We start from the raw sequence: 15,971 nt of genomic DNA on the forward strand, positions 1-15,971 counted from the left end.
CCAGCGTCGGAAGGAGAACAGCATGGCCAGCGTCGACCCCGCTGCCGACCCCGCCCCCGTGCTCCGCGAGGTGGCCTCCGGGCTGCGCTTCCCGGAGGGGCCGATCGCCCTCGCGGACGGCTCGGTGGTCCTCGTGGAGATCCGCCGCGGCACGCTCTCCCGGGTGTGGCCGGACGGGTCCGTCGACGTCGTCGCCGAGCTGGGCGGCGGCCCCAACGGCGCCGCCGTCGGTCCCGACGGGGCGATCTACGTCTGCAACAACGGCGGCTTCGAGTGGCACGACCGGGCGGAGGGCATCGTCGCGCCCGGGCACCAGCCGGCCGACTACATCGGCGGCCGGATCCAGCGCGTCACGCTCGACGGCGAGGTGAAGGACCTCTACACCGAGGTCGACGGGCTGCCGCTGCGCGGGCCCAACGACATCGTCTTCGACTCCGCGGGCGGGTTCTGGTTCACCGACCTCGGCAAGAACCGCGGACGGGAGATGGACGTCGGCCGGCTCTGTTACGCGCTGCCGGACGGGTCGTCGATCACCGAGGTGGTACACCCGCTGATCACCCCGAACGGGGTCGGGCTCTCCCCGGACGGCTCCCGGGTCTACGTCGCCGAGACCCAGACCGGGCGGGTCTGGGAGTGGGAGGTGCTCGGCCCGGCCCGCCTCGGCCCCTGTGGCGGGCCGCCGCGCGGCCCGGGCGGGGCGAACCTGCTGCACGGCTTCCCCGGCTACCAGCTGCTCGACTCGCTGGCCGTCGACGGCGCCGGCAACGTGTGCGTCGCCACCCTCGTCACGGGGGCGGTGAGCGTCATCCGCCCGGACGGCACGCTCGACCGGCAGATCCCGGTGCCCGAGCCGGACCCGTTCGTCACGAACATCTGCTTCGCCGGCGCGGGCTCGAACACCGCGTACATCACCTCCTCCGGCCGCGGGAAGCTGTACGCGACGGAGTGGCCCTACCCGGGCCTCGACCTGGCGTTCCGGGCATGACGATCACGTCGGGCGGGAGCGTGCGGGCCGAGCCCACCGCCGCCCTCACCGCGCCCGGGGCGGAGTTCGCGCTGGTCGACACGACCGTCCGCGGGATCCCGTGGCGGGTCTACGAGCGTGGCCCGCACACCCTGCGGGAGCTGTTCGAGATCGGCCGGGGCTGGGGCGACCGGGTCTTCACGGTGTACCGGGACGAGCACGTCACCTACGCCGAGCACGCCGCGACCGTCGCCGGGCTGGCCCGCCTGCTGCACGACGAGTACGGGCTGCGCCAGGGCGACCGGGTCGCCGTCACGATGCGGAACTACCCGGAGTGGGCGCCCTGGTTCTACGCCTGCGCGGTGTCCGGGCTGGTGTTCGTGCCGCTCAACGCCTGGTGGACCGGGCCGGAGCTGCGCTACGCCCTGGAGAACTGCGAGGCCCGCCTCGTGGTCGCCGACGGCGAGCGGGCGGCGATCCTGGAGGGCATCGACCTCCCGATGATCGAGGTGCGGGGGGAGGGCAGGGGCCGGCCGTGGACCGAGGTCCTGGCCGCCCTGGACCGGGACGCCGCGCTCCCGGACGTCACGATCGCCCCCGACGACGACGCCACGATCCTCTACACCTCCGGCACCACGGGGCGGCCGAAGGGCGCGGTCGGCACGCACCGCAACCACTGCACGAACATCCTCAACACGCTGCTCGGCGCCCGGGTCGCGGCGATCGTCGCCAACGGCGGCACGCCGCCCGAACCGGATCCGGCGGCGCCGCAGCCGGGGGCGCTGTGCACGTTCCCGCTGTTCCACATCGCCGGGATCACCAGCCTGAGCTTCACCCCGCTGACCGGGGGGAAGCTCGTCACGCAGTACCGCTGGGACCCCGTCGAGGCGCTCGAGCTGGTCCGCCGGGAGGCGCTCACCGGCGTGTCCGGGGTGCCGACGGTCGGCCGGCAGCTGGTCGAGCAGGCCGCGCGCGAGGGCGGCGGGCTGCAGACGCTGGCCGCGCTCAGCATGGGCGGGGCACCGATCCCGCCGGACCTGATCGGGCTGATCGACACCCAGTTCGCCTCGCTGGTGTCCCCGGCGAACGGCTACGGGCTCACCGAGACCACCAGCGCCGTCGTCTCCAACACCGGGCTGGACTACGTGAGCCACCCGGACAGCGTCGGCCGGCTCGCCCCGGGCGCCGACATCCGCGTCGTCGACCCCGCGACCGGGGAGGACGCCGAGCCGGAGGGGGTGGGCGAGCTCTGGTTCCGCGGGCCCAACGTGGTGCGCGGCTACTGGAACAACCCCGGGGGCACGGCCGCGGCCTTCACCGACGGCTGGTTCCACACCGGTGACCTGGGCTTCTTCCGGGACGGCTGGGTGTACGTCGTGGACCGGATGAAGGACGTGGTCATCCGGGGCGGCGAGAACATCTACTGCGCGGAGGTCGAGGCCGCGCTGTTCGAGCACCCGGCGGTGGCCGACGTGGCGATCGTCGGGATCCCGCACGACCGGCTCGGCGAGCAGGCCGTGGCCGTGGTGAACACCCGCGCCGACGTCACCGCGGCGGAGCTGCAGCAGCACGTCCGCGAGCGCCTGGCCGAGTTCAAGGTGCCCGAGCACGTCGTGTTCCGCGCGGAGCCGCTGCCGCGCACCCCCAGCGGCAAGGTCCTGAAGCGCGAGCTGCGCACGGAGGTGCAGGCATGACCGCGAGCCCGGAGACGGCGCTCACCGACATCCGCTACGAGCAGGACGGGCACGTCGGCGTGCTCACGATCGCCCGGCCGGAGGTGCACAACGCCCTGCGCCGCAGGACGTACGACGAGCTGGAGGACCTCGTCCGCACCACGACCGCACGGGTCCTGGTGATCACCGGCGAGGGCCGTTCGTTCTGCTCGGGCGACGACGTCCGCGAGCTGATGGGCGGGGGCGACCCGGAGAAGCGCCCGCCCCGGCCCGCCCCGCGGCTGACCCCCGCGGCCGGTGCGCTGCTCACGTCGAACGTGCCGGTGATCGCGGCCGTCAACGGCGCGGCGGTCGGCTGGGGCATGGAGCTGGCGCTGATGGCGGACTTCCGGGTCGCGGCGCGCCGGGCGAAGTTCGGCGAGCTGTTCGTCAAGCGCGGGCTGTGCAGCGACGTCGCCGGGATCGCGCGGCTCGCCCAGCTCGTCGGCCGGGAGAAGGCGGCCGAGCTGCTGTTCACCGGCGAGGTCATCGACGCCGAGGAGGCCGGCCGGATCGGGCTGGTCGGCCGGGTCGTCGACGACGAGCAGCTGCTGCCGACCGCGCTGGAGCTGGCCGAGCGGATCGCGGCGAACCCGCCGCTGGCCGTCGGCGCGCTGAAGGCGGGGCTGCGCGAGGCGCTCGACCCGGACTGGTCCGACCTGGGCCGCTGGGTGAGCACGCGGCTGGGCGAGCTGTTCGCCACCGAGGACCACCGCGAGGGCGTGCGGTCCTTCCTGGAGAAGCGGGAGCCGAGGTACGTGGGGCGATGACGACGACGAGCACCCTGGCCGGTCTGGACGCGCCGGCCGTCGAGGCGTGGCTGGCCGGCCAGGTCGAGGGCTTCGCCGCGCCGGCGCGGTTCACGCTCGTCGCGGGCGGGCGGTCCAACCTGACCTACCGGATCGACGACGCCGCGGGCCACTCCTATGCGTTGCGCCGCCCGCCGACCGGGGGCGTGCTCAGCACCGCGCACGACATGAGCCGCGAGTGGCGGTTCGTCTCGGCGATGGCGCCGACCGCGGTCCCCGTCGCCCCGCCCCGCGCGTACTGCGCCGACCTGGCGGTGACCGGCGCGGAGTTCTACGTCATGGACTTCGTCGAGGGTACGGTCCTCGCCGACCCGGCCGCCGCCGAGTCGCTCGTCCCCGCGGCCCGCGCCCGGGCGGGGGAATACGTCGTCGAGGTGCTGGCCGCGCTGCACGCGCTCGACCCCGCCGACGTGGGGCTGGAGGGCTCGCGCAAGGGCTACGCCGAGCGGCAGCTCGCGCGGTGGCACCAGCAGATCCGCAACTCCGGCGTCGAGGGCGCCGAGCTGGCGTTGCTCGACGAGATCCACGCCGCCCTCGCCGCGCACGTCCCGCCGCAGTCCCGCGGGATCGTGCACGGCGACTTCCGGCCCGGGAACATGACCTTCGGCCCGGACGGGACGGTCCGGGCGGTCTTCGACTGGGAGCTGGCCACCCTCGGCGACCCGATGGCCGACCTCGGCTACCTGGTCTCGCTCTGGCAGGAGCCCGGCGACGAGCTGCCCGAGGGCGCCGACCCGGGACCCACCACGGTCCCCGGCTTCCCGACCCGGGACGAGCTCGTCGCCCGGTACGCGCGGACCACCGGGCGGGACGTGTCGGACCTCCCGTACTGGATCGCCTTCAACCGCTGGCGTTCGGCGTGCATCCTCGCCGGCGTGCAGGCCCGGTACCTCGCCGGCGTGATGGCCGACGACGGCTACGCCGACCAGGTCCGCGCCCGCGTCGCCACCGGCCGGCTGCTCGGCGAGTCCGCGAAGGAGGCGTTGGTCGCGGCCGGGCTGGGCTGAGCGCTGCCCCCCGTGCGGGTCGCGGGGTCCCGGAACGCGCTGGGCGGTGCGCCGAGGAGCTGCGTGAACATCGTGGTGAAGGCGCCCGGCCCGGCGTAGCCGAGGTCGGCGGCGATCTCGGTGACCGGGCGGCCCGCGGCCAGCTCGGGCAGGGCGTGGAGGGCGCAGGCCCGGCGGCGCCACGACGCCAGGCCCGTCCCGGTCTCCGCGGTGAACCGGCGGTGCAGCGTGCGGACGCTGACGTGCAGCCCGGCGGCCCAGGCCTCGGGCCGGGCGTCGATCCGCGGTCGGGCGAGGAACTCCCGGCACAACGCGCGCAGCGCCGGGTCGGCCGGCAGCGGCAGGTCGAGGGGGAGCGGCGCGGAGCGGCGGATCTCGTGCAGGACCAGGGCGAGCAGGGCGGCGTCGCGGCCGTGCGTCGCGTACCGGGGCTCGACGTCGACGGCCTCGCACACCAGCTCCCGCAGCAGCGCCGGGACCTCGACGACCCGGCACCGGGGCGGGAACCAGGGCACGGCGCGCGGTTCGAGGTAGAGGCTGCGGGTGCTGACGCCGTCCATGAGGACGGCGTGCTCGGTGCCGGGCGGGATCAGCACCGCGCGGTGCGGCGGGACCGTCCAGCTGCCGTCCGCGGTCTCGACGCGCATCGACCCCGTGACGCCGTAGAGGAACTGGGCGCGGCGGTGGCGGTGCGCGGGCAGCTGCGTGCTCGGTGGATAGGTGGTGCCGATCGCGACGACGTCCCGGTCGAGGGCGTCGACCTCGTCGATCGGGACGTCACGCACCCGTCCGAGGGTAGTGGCCGGAACTCGGAGGAAGGCGTCCCACGGACGAATGCCCGTCACCGCGGTGCGACCTACGGTCGGGACACGTGCTCACCACGATCGCCGTCCTCGTCGGGTTCGGGTGCCTCAGCGGGCTGACCACGGTGCTGTTCGGGTTCGGCGGCGGCTTCGTGACCGTCCCGGTGGTGTACGCCGTCGCCGCGTCGGGGCCGCAGGCCATGCACCTGGCCGTCGGCACCTCGACCGCGGTCATGGTCGTCAACGCCGCCGGCGGGACCCTCGCGCAGTACCGGTCCGGCCGACTGCGCCGCGACTACGTGTGGCCGCTGGCCGGCTACGTCGCGATCGGCGCCGCGCTCGGCGCGCTCGCGGCCACCGCGGCCCCCGACGGCCTGCTGCACGTGCTGTTCGCGGTCTACCTGGGGCTCACCATCGTCGACAGCCTGGTGCGGCGCGGGTTCCTGCGCGGCGGTGTCCCGCGCCCGCTCGGGGCGCGGACCGCCTCGCTGGGCGGGGTCACGATCGGGGCGGTCGCGAGCTTCCTCGGCGTGGGCGGCAGCGTGATGACCGTGCCGCTGCTGCGCCGGCGCGGCCTACCGATGGCCCACGCCGTGGCGATGGCGAACCCGCTGAGCCTGCCGGTCGCCGTCGTCGCCACGGCGGTGTACCTGACCGTCCCCGCCCCGGACGGGTCGCGCGGCGTCGACCTGCTCGCCGGGGCACTGCTGCTCGCGGGCTCGTTGCCGACCATCGGGGTCGTCCGGCGGCTGCTGCCGCACGTCCCCGACCGCGTGCACGCCGTCGCCTACGTCGGGTTGCTCGTCGTCGCGCTCGTCGCGGTGCTGGTCTGAGACCCGCCCTGCGACAGCGGGCCGACAGCGCACCCGACAGCCCGCCGACGGTCGCGTGACACCGCGAGGGCGGACCGTCGTCGCCGACCCAGTCACCGACCCGGGGAGGCCCCGATGACGACCGTCCAGGCCGACACCGTCCACGTCCGTCGCGCCGCCGAGGGCGAGCGCCCGGCCGTGGCCGCGACGCTCGCCGCGGCCTTCCGCGACGACCCCGTCTTCGCCTGGGCCCACCCGGAGCCGGTGGGCCGGGCGGACCGGACGCGCTTCTTCTTCGACCTCGCCGTCGACGTGCTCGCGCAGCACGACGACATCTGGGCCGCGGATGCGGACGCCGAAGGGGCGATCGACGGCGCCGCCCTGTGGGTGCCGCACAGCCGGGCCCCCATGTCCGACGAGGAGGGCGAGGCCTTCGGCGCCGCCCTCGCACAGCGGGCCGGCGACGACGCCGAGCGGCTCTTCGCGCTGATGACCACGATGGAGCAGCACCATCCGCAGGAGCCGCACGAGTACCTGTGGTTCCTCGGCGTGCACCCGGACCGGCAGGGGCGCGGGCTCGGCGCCGCGACCATGGCACCCGTCCTCGCCCGCGCCGACCGGGCCGGCCACCCCGCCTACCTCGAGGCGACCAGCGTCCGCAGCAAGGCCCTCTACGAGCGGCACGGCTTCGTCGCCGCCACCCCGATCGCGGTCGACGACAGCCCGCCGCTCTGGCCGATGTGGCGGGAGCCGCGCTGACCGGGCCCGGCTCGGGCGGATCACCGATGGCGGCCGCTCAGGAGGCGGCCGCCTTGGCCACCCCGCGGAACTCCGGCCGGTCGGCGAGACCGGGGTGGAAGCCCAGGACCTGCGGCGACAACGCGACCGGCGGGGTCGCATAGTAGAGGATCACCTCGAAGGCCTGGTCGACGAACTCGCGCATCTGCGCGTGCAGGGCGTCGGCGCGGGCGGCGGGATCCACGGTGCGCAGCACGGTCTCCTGCAGGCGTTCCATCTCCGGGGTGGTGTGGCCGCCGGGGTTGTTGAAGCCGTCCGGCAGGTACCGCAGCCCGGTCGTCTGGGCGGGGTCCGGGCGGCCGCCGCCCGGGCCGAGCAGGAGGTCGCCCTGCTTGCGCACGAAGAACTCGTCGGTGATCTGGGCGCCCTCCAGGACCCGGCTCGTCATGGTGATCCCGACGGCGGCGAGGTCGGCCTGGATGGCCTCGGCGACCCGCTGGACGTCCGGACTGGTCGAGACGAGCGCCTCGAAGGTGAACCCGTTCGGCAGCCCCGCCTCGGCGAGCAGCTGCCGCGCCTTCGCGGGGTCGTACGGGTAGGGGTCGGGGCCGATCGACGGGTCGTGGCCGGGGCTCCACTCCGGCAGCGGCTGGGCCGACAGCTCGCCGTAACCGCGGGCGAGGACGTCGACCAGCGCCTGCCGGTTGATCGCGTGCCAGACCGCCCGGCGCACGCGGACGTCGCCGAACGCCGAGCGGGTGCGGTTCGGCTGGAAGTACCAGAAGTTGCTGGTCCGGCCCGGCTCCACGCGGATGCCCGACGCCTGCGCCTCGGCCACCTGCTCCGGCGACAGGACGGCCCCGTCGACCTGCCCGCCGCGCAGGGCGTTGAGCCGGGTCACCGAGTCGGTGTAGATCGGCATGTCGATCCCGGCGACGCGCACGGCCGCGGGGTCCCAGTAGTTCGGCGCCGCGCGGTACTCGATGCGCGCCCCGGGCTGGTAGGCGGTGACGCGGTACATGCCGGCGCCGACGGGGTTCCGGTCCAGGTCGGGGTTGTCGAAGGCGGCCGGGCTGATCATGGCCCCGGCCCGGTCGGAGAGCACCAGCGGCAACGATGCCGTGGGCGCGGTGAGCTCGAACCGGACGCGGTCCGGCGCGAGCACCTCGACCGCGCGCACCGGCCGCAGCTCGGGCGCGACGGCGCTGCCCGTGACGGTCTTTGCCCGCTCGATGTTGGCCTTGACCGCGGCCGCGTCGAACGGTGTCCCGTCGTGGAACGTGACGCCCCGGCGCAGGGTCATGTCCATCGTGGTCCCGTCCGGGCCGAACTCCCACGCGGTGGCGAGCCCGGGCACGGCGCGACCGTCGGCGTCGGTGTGCACGAGCCGGTCGTAGGTGAGGAACAGGTGCGTGTTGTCGTTGCTGGAGCTGGCCCGGTGCGGGTCGAACCGGCTGAGCCCCACGGCGTTGGCCCAGCGGAAGATCGCGTCCGGGTCCGCCGGTCCGGTGGCCTGCCCGGCGCCGCCGCCGGACGTGGGGATCGGGGCACACGCGGCCACGAGGACCAGGAGCACGGCGCCGACGACGGCGCGCACGGCCCTCATCGGACCGTCACCCCACGGAACTCCGGCCGGTGCATCAACCGCGGCACGAGCCCGACGACCCGAGGCGACTGCACAACGACGTCCTCGGGGAACACCACCGGGATCTCCAGCACCTGGTCGACCACCTCGTCGACCAGGTCGTGCATGACGGCGGCGCGCGCGCCCGGGTCGGTCGTCGCGAGGGCCTGCTTGTGCAGCTCCTCCAGGCGCGGCGTGGTCTGCCCTCCCGGGTTGCCGAAGCCGTTCGCGGTGTAGCGGGTGGCCACGGTCATCGAGGGATCGGCCCGCGGGCCCCAGGAGGCGAGCATGGCGTCGTACCGCTCCTGCACGAACATGAGGTCCCCCATGGTGTCCGGGGCGGCAGGCGAGATCTCCATCGTCACGCCGACGGCGGAGAGCTGGGCCTGGATCGCCTCGGCCAGCGGCTGGTAGTCGGAGCCGGTCGGGATGACCGTGGAGAACCGCAGCCCGTCGCCGACGCCGGCCTCGGCCAGCAGCCGGCGGGCGAGGTCGGGGTCGAACCGGATCGCCGCGTCGCCGAGGTCGGCGTCGTAGGCCCAGTAGCCCGGGACGAACGGCTGCGCGGAGACCGTCGCGAGCCCGCGGTAGACGCCTTGCCGGATCGCCTCCCGGTCGAGGGCGTGGTTGAGCGCGCGGCGCACCCGCAGGTCGCCGAACGCCGAGCGGGCGCGGTTGAGCACGAAGTAGTTGAAGTTCAGCGATCCGGCGGTGCTGACCTCGAGCCCGGTCTGTTTCGCCTGGTCGAGCAGGGCGGGCGGCACCCGGCAGGCGTCGACCACACCGGTGCGGACGGCGTTGAGCCGGGTGGCCGCATCGGCGATGTGGTGGATCTCCAGCTTCTCCGAGGCAGCGGCGGCGGGGTCCCAGTAGCCGGGGTACCGCTCGAAGCGGGTGATCTGTCCGCGGCGGTGCTCGACCATCCGGTACATGCCCGCCCCGACCGCGACGGCGTCGAGATCGAGGCCGTCGGCGAGGGCCTTCGGGCTGACCATCGCCCCGGCCCGGTCGGACAGCACGGCGGGCAGCGACGCCGAGGGGTACGACAGCCGCAGCACGGCGGTCATCGGGTCGCGGACCTCGACCGACGAGATCGGGTCGAGCTCGGTCCGCACCGCCGACCCCTGCACCGTCTTCGCCCGCTCGATGTTGGCCTTCACCGCGGCCGCGTCGAACGGGGTGCCGTCGTGGAAAGTCACGCCGGGCCGCAGGTCCAGGCGCAGTGCGAGCGGGTCCTCCCAGGCCCACGCCCGGGCCAGGCCCGGCTCCGGCTCGCCGACGGGGGACTGGTGCACCAGCCGGTCGTAGGCCGGGAACAGGGTGACCCCGTCCTGGCTGATCGACGCGCGGTGCGGATCGAGCCGGCTCGGCGTGAGCTCGTAGGCGTACCGGAAGACGCCGGGCGGACCCTGGGCGGCCGAGCCCGCGGACGGGATGGGCGCGCAACCCGCGACCGTGACGAGCCCGGCGACCGGGACGAGACCGAGGAACGTCCTGCGCCGCATCACGGGCTTCACTGCTGCTTCCGCACGGCGAGCTTCTGGAAGTCGACCTGGCCGGTCACCAGCAGCTCGAAGCCGGCGATCTTCGCGTTGGTCGCGATGACCGACTCGTCGAGGACGATCGGCACCTGGAAGGCCTGGTCGACGAGCTCGCCGACCTCCTCGTGGATGGTGTCGCGGCGCTTGTCCGGGTCCAGGGTGTCGAGGGCGGTGCGCTGCAGCTCCTCGAGCCGCGGGGTGGTGACCCGGCCCGGGTTGGAGAACCCGGTGGAGGTGAACTGCAGGTCGATGGTCATCGACGGGTCCGGCCGGCCGCCCCACTGCGAGACCAGGGCGTCGCCCTGCTGCTGGCGGTAGTAGACGTCGGCGGTCTGGGCGGCCTCGACGTTGCGGATGTTCGCCTTGATACCGACCTCGGCCAGCATCTGCTGGAGGGCCTCGCCGGCCTGGGTGTAGGTCGAGAGGGCGGTCACCAGCATTTCGAACTCGAACCCGTTCGGCAGGCCCGCCTCGGCGAGCAGCTGACGGGCCTTCGCCGGGTCGTGCGGGTAGAAGTCGCCGGGGTAGGCGGGGTTGTAGGCGTAGTAGTCCGGCGGGAAGGGCTGCACCGTGGGCTGCGCGGCGCCGAAGTAGATGCCCTGCGCGATCGCCTGCCGGTTCACGGCGTAGTTGAGCGCCTGGCGCACCTTGGGGTCGCCGAACTCGGAGCGCGCCCGGTTCAGGTACAGCACCAGGTACGTCAGCGTGGTGTCGCGGTGCACGGTCACGCCCGGCAGCCCGCTCGCCTCGGCCGCCAGCCGCCCCGACAGCAGGGCGACGTCGACCTCGCCGGTGCGCAGCGCGTTCATCCGGGTCACATCGTCGGGCAGGATGCGCAGCTCGATCCGCTTCGCCCCGACGACGTCGGTGTTCCAGTAGTCGGCGTTGCGCTCGTAGACGATCACGTCGTTCGGCCGGTACGAGGTCACCTTGTACATGCCGGTGCCCACCGGGGCGAGGTCGAGATCGGGGTTGTCGAACGCCGTCGGGCTCACCATCGCGCCTGCGCGGTGGGAGAGCAGGCCGAGCAGCATGCTGTTGCGCTGGCTCAGCCGCAGCACCACCGTGCCGGGGTCCGGCGTCTCCACCGAGGTCACGCTCGCGAGGTCCGCCGCCACCGACGAGCCCTCGACGGTCTTCTCCCGCTCGATGTTGGCCTTGACCGCGGCGGCGTCGAACGGCGCGCCGTCGTGGAAGCGGACTCCTCGCCGCAACGACATCCGCAGCGCGAGGCCGTCGTCCTGCCACTCCCAGGCCGTGGCGAGGCCGGGGATCGGGTCGCCGTTCGCGGACAGGTGCACGAGCCGGTCGTAGACCGGGGCGAGGTAGCGGATGTCCTGGCCGTTCGTGGAGCGGTGCGGGTCGAACCGGCTGGGGCCCACCGCATCGGCGTAGCGGATGGTGGCCTCGGGGTCGAGGTCCTCCCGGGCGACCGGCGCCTGCGAGGCGCCACCGGACCCCCCGGCCGGGGAGATCGGGGCGCAGCCGGCGAGGGCGACGGCGAGCAGCGCGGTCAGCAGGGCCGTGAACAGTGCCGGGACACGACGGATCGGCATGGGCGGTCCACCTTCTCCGGGCCCGCGACGATGCGGGCGGCGAGAATACGAGGGATCGCCGGGGACGTGCCGGCGTTGCGCCATTCTGGACACGAGTCGCCCTGATTCACAAGACGCCGTTTCTCGGCATTGTCCGCGGCGGTAGGGATGATCTTGCTACCCCGTCGAGGTCAAGCAGAGGTCAAGCGCACGCGATACGTCCGAGTAGGTTCCCCAGCTCAAGCGCCACTCTCGGTAAAGAGCCGGTTGACGGACGGTGTGACGCTTGCTACGTTGCTGAACGATCGTTTAGTGCGGAGTGCCGCGCGTCGGGGGCGTGCCCGGGGCCGGAGGACGATTCTCCGTGCTTTTCTCCCGACCGATCCGATCCCTTTCTTCCCACCACCTGGTCGCAGTTCCCTCGCGACACCGCCGTCCGCTGGGAGGGTGCCCGCCCGTGCTCCGGTACACCGTCCGGCGCGTCCTGATGATGGTCCCGCTGCTCGTCCTCGTGTCCCTCGGCGTCTTCGCCCTGGTCCTGATGATCCCGGGCGACCCGGCCATCACGATCGCCGGCGAGAACGCCACCGAGGCGCAGATCGATGCCACCCGGGAACGCCTCGGCCTGAACGACCCCGTCCTCGTCCAGTACGCCGCGTGGGCCGGCCACGCCCTCACCGGCGACCTCGGCAGCTCGCTGTTCTCCAACGAGTCCGTGACCGGCGCGATCGCCGGCCGGTTCCCCGTCACGCTCGCGCTCACCCTGGCCGCCATGCTGATCGCGCTGCTGATCGCCGTGCCGGCCGGGGTCGTCGCGGCCCTGCGGCGCGGCCGCTGGCAGGACCGCGGTGCCACGCTGTTCGCCTCCGTCGGCATCTCCCTGCCCAACTTCTGGGTCGGGATCCTGCTGATCATGGCGTTCGCACTGGCCTTCCCGATCTTCCCGGCGGTGGGCTACACCCCGATCTCCGAGGGCGTCGGCGCCTGGGCCCGCGGCCTGGTGCTGCCCGGCATCACCCTCGGCACGGCGGTGGCCGCCGAGATCACCCGCCAGCTGCGCGGCTCGCTCACCGACACCCTCCAGCAGGACTTCATCCGGACCGCCCGGGCCAACGGGCTCAGCGCCCGCGCCGTCGTCCTGCGGCACGGACTGAAGAACGCCGCCGTCCCGGTGGTCACGGTGATCGGCTTCCAGGTCGGTTTCCTGCTCGGTGGCTCGGTGATCGTCGAGCGGGTGTTCGGCCTGCCCGGGCTCGGTGATCTCGCCATCCGGGCCGTGCTGCAGCGGGACATCCCGATGATCCAGGGGATCGTCGTGGTCGCCGCCCTGATCGTGATGCTCGTGAACCTGGCCGTGGACCTGTCCTACGGCTGGCTCAACCCGAAGGTGAGGCAGGCGTGACGGCCACCGCCATCGACCGGCGCGAGGCGCTCGCGCCGCCCGAGCCCGGGGCGCGGGCGCGGTTCGTCCGCCGGTTCCGGCGGCAGCGGCTCGCGCTCGCGGCCCTGGTCTACCTGGTCCTCGTCGTCCTCGCGACGGTGCTCGCCCCGTTGCTGGCCACCCACGACCCGCTGGCCCAGAACCTGGGCTCGGTGCTGCAGCAGCCGGGCGGCGGGCACGTCCTCGGTACCGACGACCTGGGCCGGGACGTGTTCAGCCGGGCCCTCTACGCGGGCCGGGTCTCGCTGGTGGCGGCCGCGCAGGCCGTCGGGGTCGCGGTGGTGCTCGGCGTGATCCCGGGCCTGGTCGCCGGGTACGCCGGCCGCAAGGTCGACGCGGTCATCATGCGGCTCACCGACGCGCTGATGAGCTTCCCGCCGCTGATCCTCGCGATCGCCTTCGTCGGCGTGCTCGGCCCGAGCCTGACCAACGCGATGTTCGTGATCGGCGTGATCTTCGCGCCGCGGTTCGTCCGGCTGGTCCGGGGCACGGTGCTGTCGATCCGGGAGGAGACCTTCGTCGAGGCCTCCCGCTCGATCGGCACCCCGACGCCCCGGGTGATCGTCCGGCACGTGCTCCCCAACGCGCTCTCGCCACTGATCGTGCAGGTCTCGCTCACCGCGGCGATGGCGATGCTGGCCGAGGCGAGCCTGAGCTTCCTCGGGCTCGGCGTGCAGCCGCCCGACGCGAGCTGGGGTTCGATGATCGAGCGCGGCTTCCGCTACACCGCCACCGCGCCCTGGCTGACGGTGTTCCCGGGCCTGCTCATCGCGCTGACCGTGCTGGCGTTCAACGTCCTCGGCGACGGCCTGCGGGACTCGCTCGGCCGGGAGATCCGGAGGGGGTCGTGACCGAACCGCTGCTCGTGGTGGAGGGCCTGGAGGTCGAGTTCGCCACCGACCGCGGCTGGGTGCAGGTGCTCGACGGCGTCTCGTTCACCGTCGGCCGCGGCGAGACCGTCGGGCTGGTCGGCGAGTCCGGCTCCGGCAAGACCGTCACCAGCCTGGCCGTGCTGGGCCTGCTGCCCGCGGAGTCCTCGCGGATCACCGCCGGCAGCATCCGGCTCGACGGCCGTGAGCTCGTCGGGCTGCCCCGCCGGCGGATGGAGGCGCTGCGCGGCGACGAGCTGTCGATGATCTTCCAGGAGCCGATGACCAGCCTCGACCCGGCGTTCCGGGTGGGGGACCAGATCGCGGAGGTGGTGCGGCGGCATCGCGGCGGGTCGAAGCGGGCCGCGTGGGCCCGGGCGGTCGAGGTGCTCTCGACGGTCGGCATCCCGCACGCGGAGCGGCGCGCCCGCAGCTACCCGCACGAGTTCTCGGGCGGCATGCGGCAACGCGTGATGATCGCGATGGCACTGTCCTGCGAGCCCAAGCTGGTGATCGCCGACGAGCCGACGACCGCCCTCGACGTGACGATCCAGGCCCAGGTGCTGGACCTGTTGCGCGCCATGCGGGACGAGTTCGGCACGGCGGTGGTGTTCGTGACCCACGACCTGGGGGTGGTCGCCGACATCTGCGACCGCGCCGTGGTGATGTACGCCGGGCAGGTCGTGGAGCGGGCCGGGGTCGACGCGCTCTACGAGCACCCGCGCCACCCCTACACCGAGGCGCTGCTGTCGGCGATGCCGCAGCTCACCGCCCGGTCGGGGCGGCTCGCCACGATCCCCGGCTCCACCCCGCCGGCCGGCGCGATGCCGCCCGGCTGCCGGTTCCACCCGCGGTGCGGGCACGGCGTCGACGCCTGCCGCGACACCGCCGTCGCCGAGCACCCGCTCGCCGAGGGCGGCACCAGCCGGTGCCTGCGCGTGTCCGACCTGGCCCTGAAGGGGAGCGCATGACGAACGCGGTGAACGCGTCGGGAGCCACGCCGGGGTCCCTCTCGTCGCGGGTGGGCGCCGCCGGCCCGGTCGCCGAGGTCGAGGACCTGACCGTCGACTTCCGGCTGCGCGGCGGGGTCCTCGGCCGCGGCGACACGTTGCGCGCGGTGCGCGCCGTGAGCCTGGAGATCGGCGAGCGGGAGACGCTCGGTCTGGTCGGCGAGTCCGGGTCGGGCAAGTCGACGACCGGGCGCGCGATGCTGCGGCTCGTCGAGCCGACGGCGGGCTCGGTCCGGCTCGACGGCGAGGAGGTCACCGCGCTGGGCCGCGGCGACCTGCGGCTGGCCCGGCGGCGGATGCAGATGGTGTTCCAGGACCCGTACTCGTCGCTCGACCCCGCGATGGTGGTGGGGGAGAGCATCGGCGAGCCGCTCGACGTCCACGAGTCGCTGTCCCGGGCCGAGCGCTCGGCGCGGGTGGGGGACCTGCTCGAGCACGTGGGACTGTCGGCGACGTACGCCCAGCGCTACCCGTACGAGTTCTCCGGCGGGCAGCGGCAGCGGCTGGCGATCGCGCGGGCGATCGCGCTGCATCCACGGCTGCTGGTGTGCGACGAGGCGGTCAGTGCGCTCGACGTCTCCACCCAGAACCAGATCCTCAACCTGCTCGAGGACCTGCAGGCCGAGTTCGGGCTGTCGTACCTGTTCATCGCGCACGACCTCGCCGTCGTCCGGCACATCGCGCACCGGGTGGCGGTGATGTACCTGGGCGAGATCGTGGAGACGGCGCCGACCGACCGGCTCTTCGACCGGCCCGCACACCCCTACACCGAGGCGCTGCTGTCGGCCGTGCCGGTGCCGAACCCGCGCCGGCAGCGCGAGCGGGAGCGGATCGTGCTGCGCGGCGAGGTGCCCGACGCGGCGAACCCGCCCGCGGGCTGTGCCTTCCACACCCGCTGCCCCCACGTCATGGACGTCTGCCGGGTGGAGGCACCACCCGTCGTCGCCGCGCCCGGGGGCGGCACGGTGCGCTGCCACCTGCACACCTGACCGGAGCGGCGCCCGTCCCGGTGTGTTGACCCGGACCGTGCCGTCGGAGATGGTGGACCCCGCCAGGCCAGTCACCAGCAACGGAGCGGCGACGCAGCTCGGCGCACGCGCCGGGCC

The 15,971-nt window shown here is 74.0% G+C and carries 14 protein-coding genes; 10 read left to right on the top strand and 4 right to left on the bottom strand.

The features are described from left to right. Positions 1-22: 22 nt before the first annotated feature. The 4 genes from LWC33_RS01860 to LWC33_RS01875 are packed head-to-tail and all read left to right on the top strand — an operon-like array spanning position 23 to position 4,492. The gene (locus LWC33_RS01860; protein ID WP_233302359.1) at positions 23-985 is read left to right on the top strand and encodes an SMP-30/gluconolactonase/LRE family protein; all 963 of its coding nucleotides are present in this window, start codon (positions 23-25) and stop codon (positions 983-985) included. Next, on the top strand, positions 982-2,658 hold the full coding sequence (locus tag LWC33_RS01865) for a class I adenylate-forming enzyme family protein (RefSeq protein ID WP_233302360.1): 1,677 nt from the start codon (positions 982-984) through the stop codon (positions 2,656-2,658). Before LWC33_RS01860 ends, LWC33_RS01865 begins: the two co-directional genes overlap by 4 nt. Further along, on the top strand, positions 2,655-3,446 hold the full coding sequence (locus tag LWC33_RS01870; RefSeq protein WP_233302361.1) for an enoyl-CoA hydratase/isomerase family protein: 792 nt from the start codon (positions 2,655-2,657) through the stop codon (positions 3,444-3,446). Before LWC33_RS01865 ends, LWC33_RS01870 begins: the two co-directional genes overlap by 4 nt. Continuing rightward, complete coding sequence (locus LWC33_RS01875; protein ID WP_233302362.1) at positions 3,443-4,492, top strand: phosphotransferase family protein; 1,050 nt, start codon at positions 3,443-3,445, stop codon at positions 4,490-4,492. The genes LWC33_RS01870 and LWC33_RS01875 overlap by 4 nt, the downstream gene beginning before the upstream one ends. Here the strand turns inward: LWC33_RS01875 and LWC33_RS01880 are convergent. Further along, positions 4,402-5,277 carry an AraC family transcriptional regulator gene (locus LWC33_RS01880; protein WP_233302363.1) on the bottom strand — a complete coding sequence of 292 codons (876 nt, stop codon included), beginning with the start codon at positions 5,275-5,277 and terminating at the stop codon, positions 4,402-4,404. The genes LWC33_RS01875 and LWC33_RS01880 overlap by 91 nt on opposite strands. An 86-nt stretch (positions 5,278-5,363) precedes the next feature. Here LWC33_RS01880 and LWC33_RS01885 point away from each other — a divergent pair, with 86 nt between their 5' ends. Together LWC33_RS01885 and LWC33_RS01890 are read left to right on the top strand one after the other, a co-directional pair. Beyond that, positions 5,364-6,128, top strand: a complete 765-nt coding sequence (locus tag LWC33_RS01885; RefSeq protein ID WP_233302364.1) for a sulfite exporter TauE/SafE family protein — start codon at positions 5,364-5,366, stop codon at positions 6,126-6,128. 114 nt (positions 6,129-6,242) lie between these two features. After that, entirely contained in the window at positions 6,243-6,866 is a 624-nt protein-coding gene (locus tag LWC33_RS01890) for a GNAT family N-acetyltransferase (RefSeq protein WP_233302365.1), read from the top strand. A gap of 37 nt (positions 6,867-6,903) precedes the next feature. On the opposite strand, the gene LWC33_RS01895 is transcribed toward LWC33_RS01890, so the two are convergent. The 3 genes from LWC33_RS01895 to LWC33_RS01905 are packed head-to-tail and all read right to left on the bottom strand — an operon-like array spanning position 6,904 to position 11,566. Then, positions 6,904-8,451 (bottom strand): ABC transporter substrate-binding protein, encoded by a 1,548-nt coding sequence (locus tag LWC33_RS01895; RefSeq protein WP_233302366.1) that lies wholly within the window; start codon positions 8,449-8,451, stop codon positions 6,904-6,906. Further along, entirely contained in the window at positions 8,448-9,986 is a 1,539-nt protein-coding gene (locus LWC33_RS01900) for an ABC transporter substrate-binding protein (protein ID WP_233302367.1), read from the bottom strand. The genes LWC33_RS01895 and LWC33_RS01900 overlap by 4 nt, the downstream gene beginning before the upstream one ends. Further along, positions 9,983-11,566 (bottom strand): ABC transporter substrate-binding protein, encoded by a 1,584-nt coding sequence (locus LWC33_RS01905; RefSeq protein WP_233302368.1) that lies wholly within the window; start codon positions 11,564-11,566, stop codon positions 9,983-9,985. The genes LWC33_RS01900 and LWC33_RS01905 overlap by 4 nt, the downstream gene beginning before the upstream one ends. A 436-nt stretch (positions 11,567-12,002) precedes the next feature. On the opposite strand from LWC33_RS01905, the gene LWC33_RS01910 reads away from it, so the two are divergent. Genes LWC33_RS01910 through LWC33_RS01925 form a run of 4 tightly spaced genes read left to right on the top strand, consistent with a single transcriptional unit; the run spans position 12,003 to position 15,854 of the window. Then, on the top strand, positions 12,003-12,947 hold the full coding sequence (locus tag LWC33_RS01910) for an ABC transporter permease (protein WP_233302369.1): 945 nt from the start codon (positions 12,003-12,005) through the stop codon (positions 12,945-12,947). Further along, positions 12,944-13,837 carry an ABC transporter permease gene (locus LWC33_RS01915; protein ID WP_233302370.1) on the top strand — a complete coding sequence of 298 codons (894 nt, stop codon included), beginning with the start codon at positions 12,944-12,946 and terminating at the stop codon, positions 13,835-13,837. Before LWC33_RS01910 ends, LWC33_RS01915 begins: the two co-directional genes overlap by 4 nt. Further along, positions 13,834-14,826, top strand: a complete 993-nt coding sequence (locus tag LWC33_RS01920) for an ABC transporter ATP-binding protein (RefSeq protein WP_233302371.1) — start codon at positions 13,834-13,836, stop codon at positions 14,824-14,826. Before LWC33_RS01915 ends, LWC33_RS01920 begins: the two co-directional genes overlap by 4 nt. Continuing rightward, positions 14,823-15,854: an ABC transporter ATP-binding protein gene (locus LWC33_RS01925; RefSeq protein ID WP_233302372.1), complete on the top strand. Its 1,032-nt coding sequence runs from the start codon at positions 14,823-14,825 to the stop codon at positions 15,852-15,854. The genes LWC33_RS01920 and LWC33_RS01925 overlap by 4 nt, the downstream gene beginning before the upstream one ends. Positions 15,855-15,971 lie beyond the last annotated feature (117 nt).

The organism is Pseudonocardia terrae, assembly GCF_021343995.1.
Lineage (GTDB): Bacteria > Actinomycetota > Actinomycetes > Mycobacteriales > Pseudonocardiaceae > Pseudonocardia > Pseudonocardia terrae.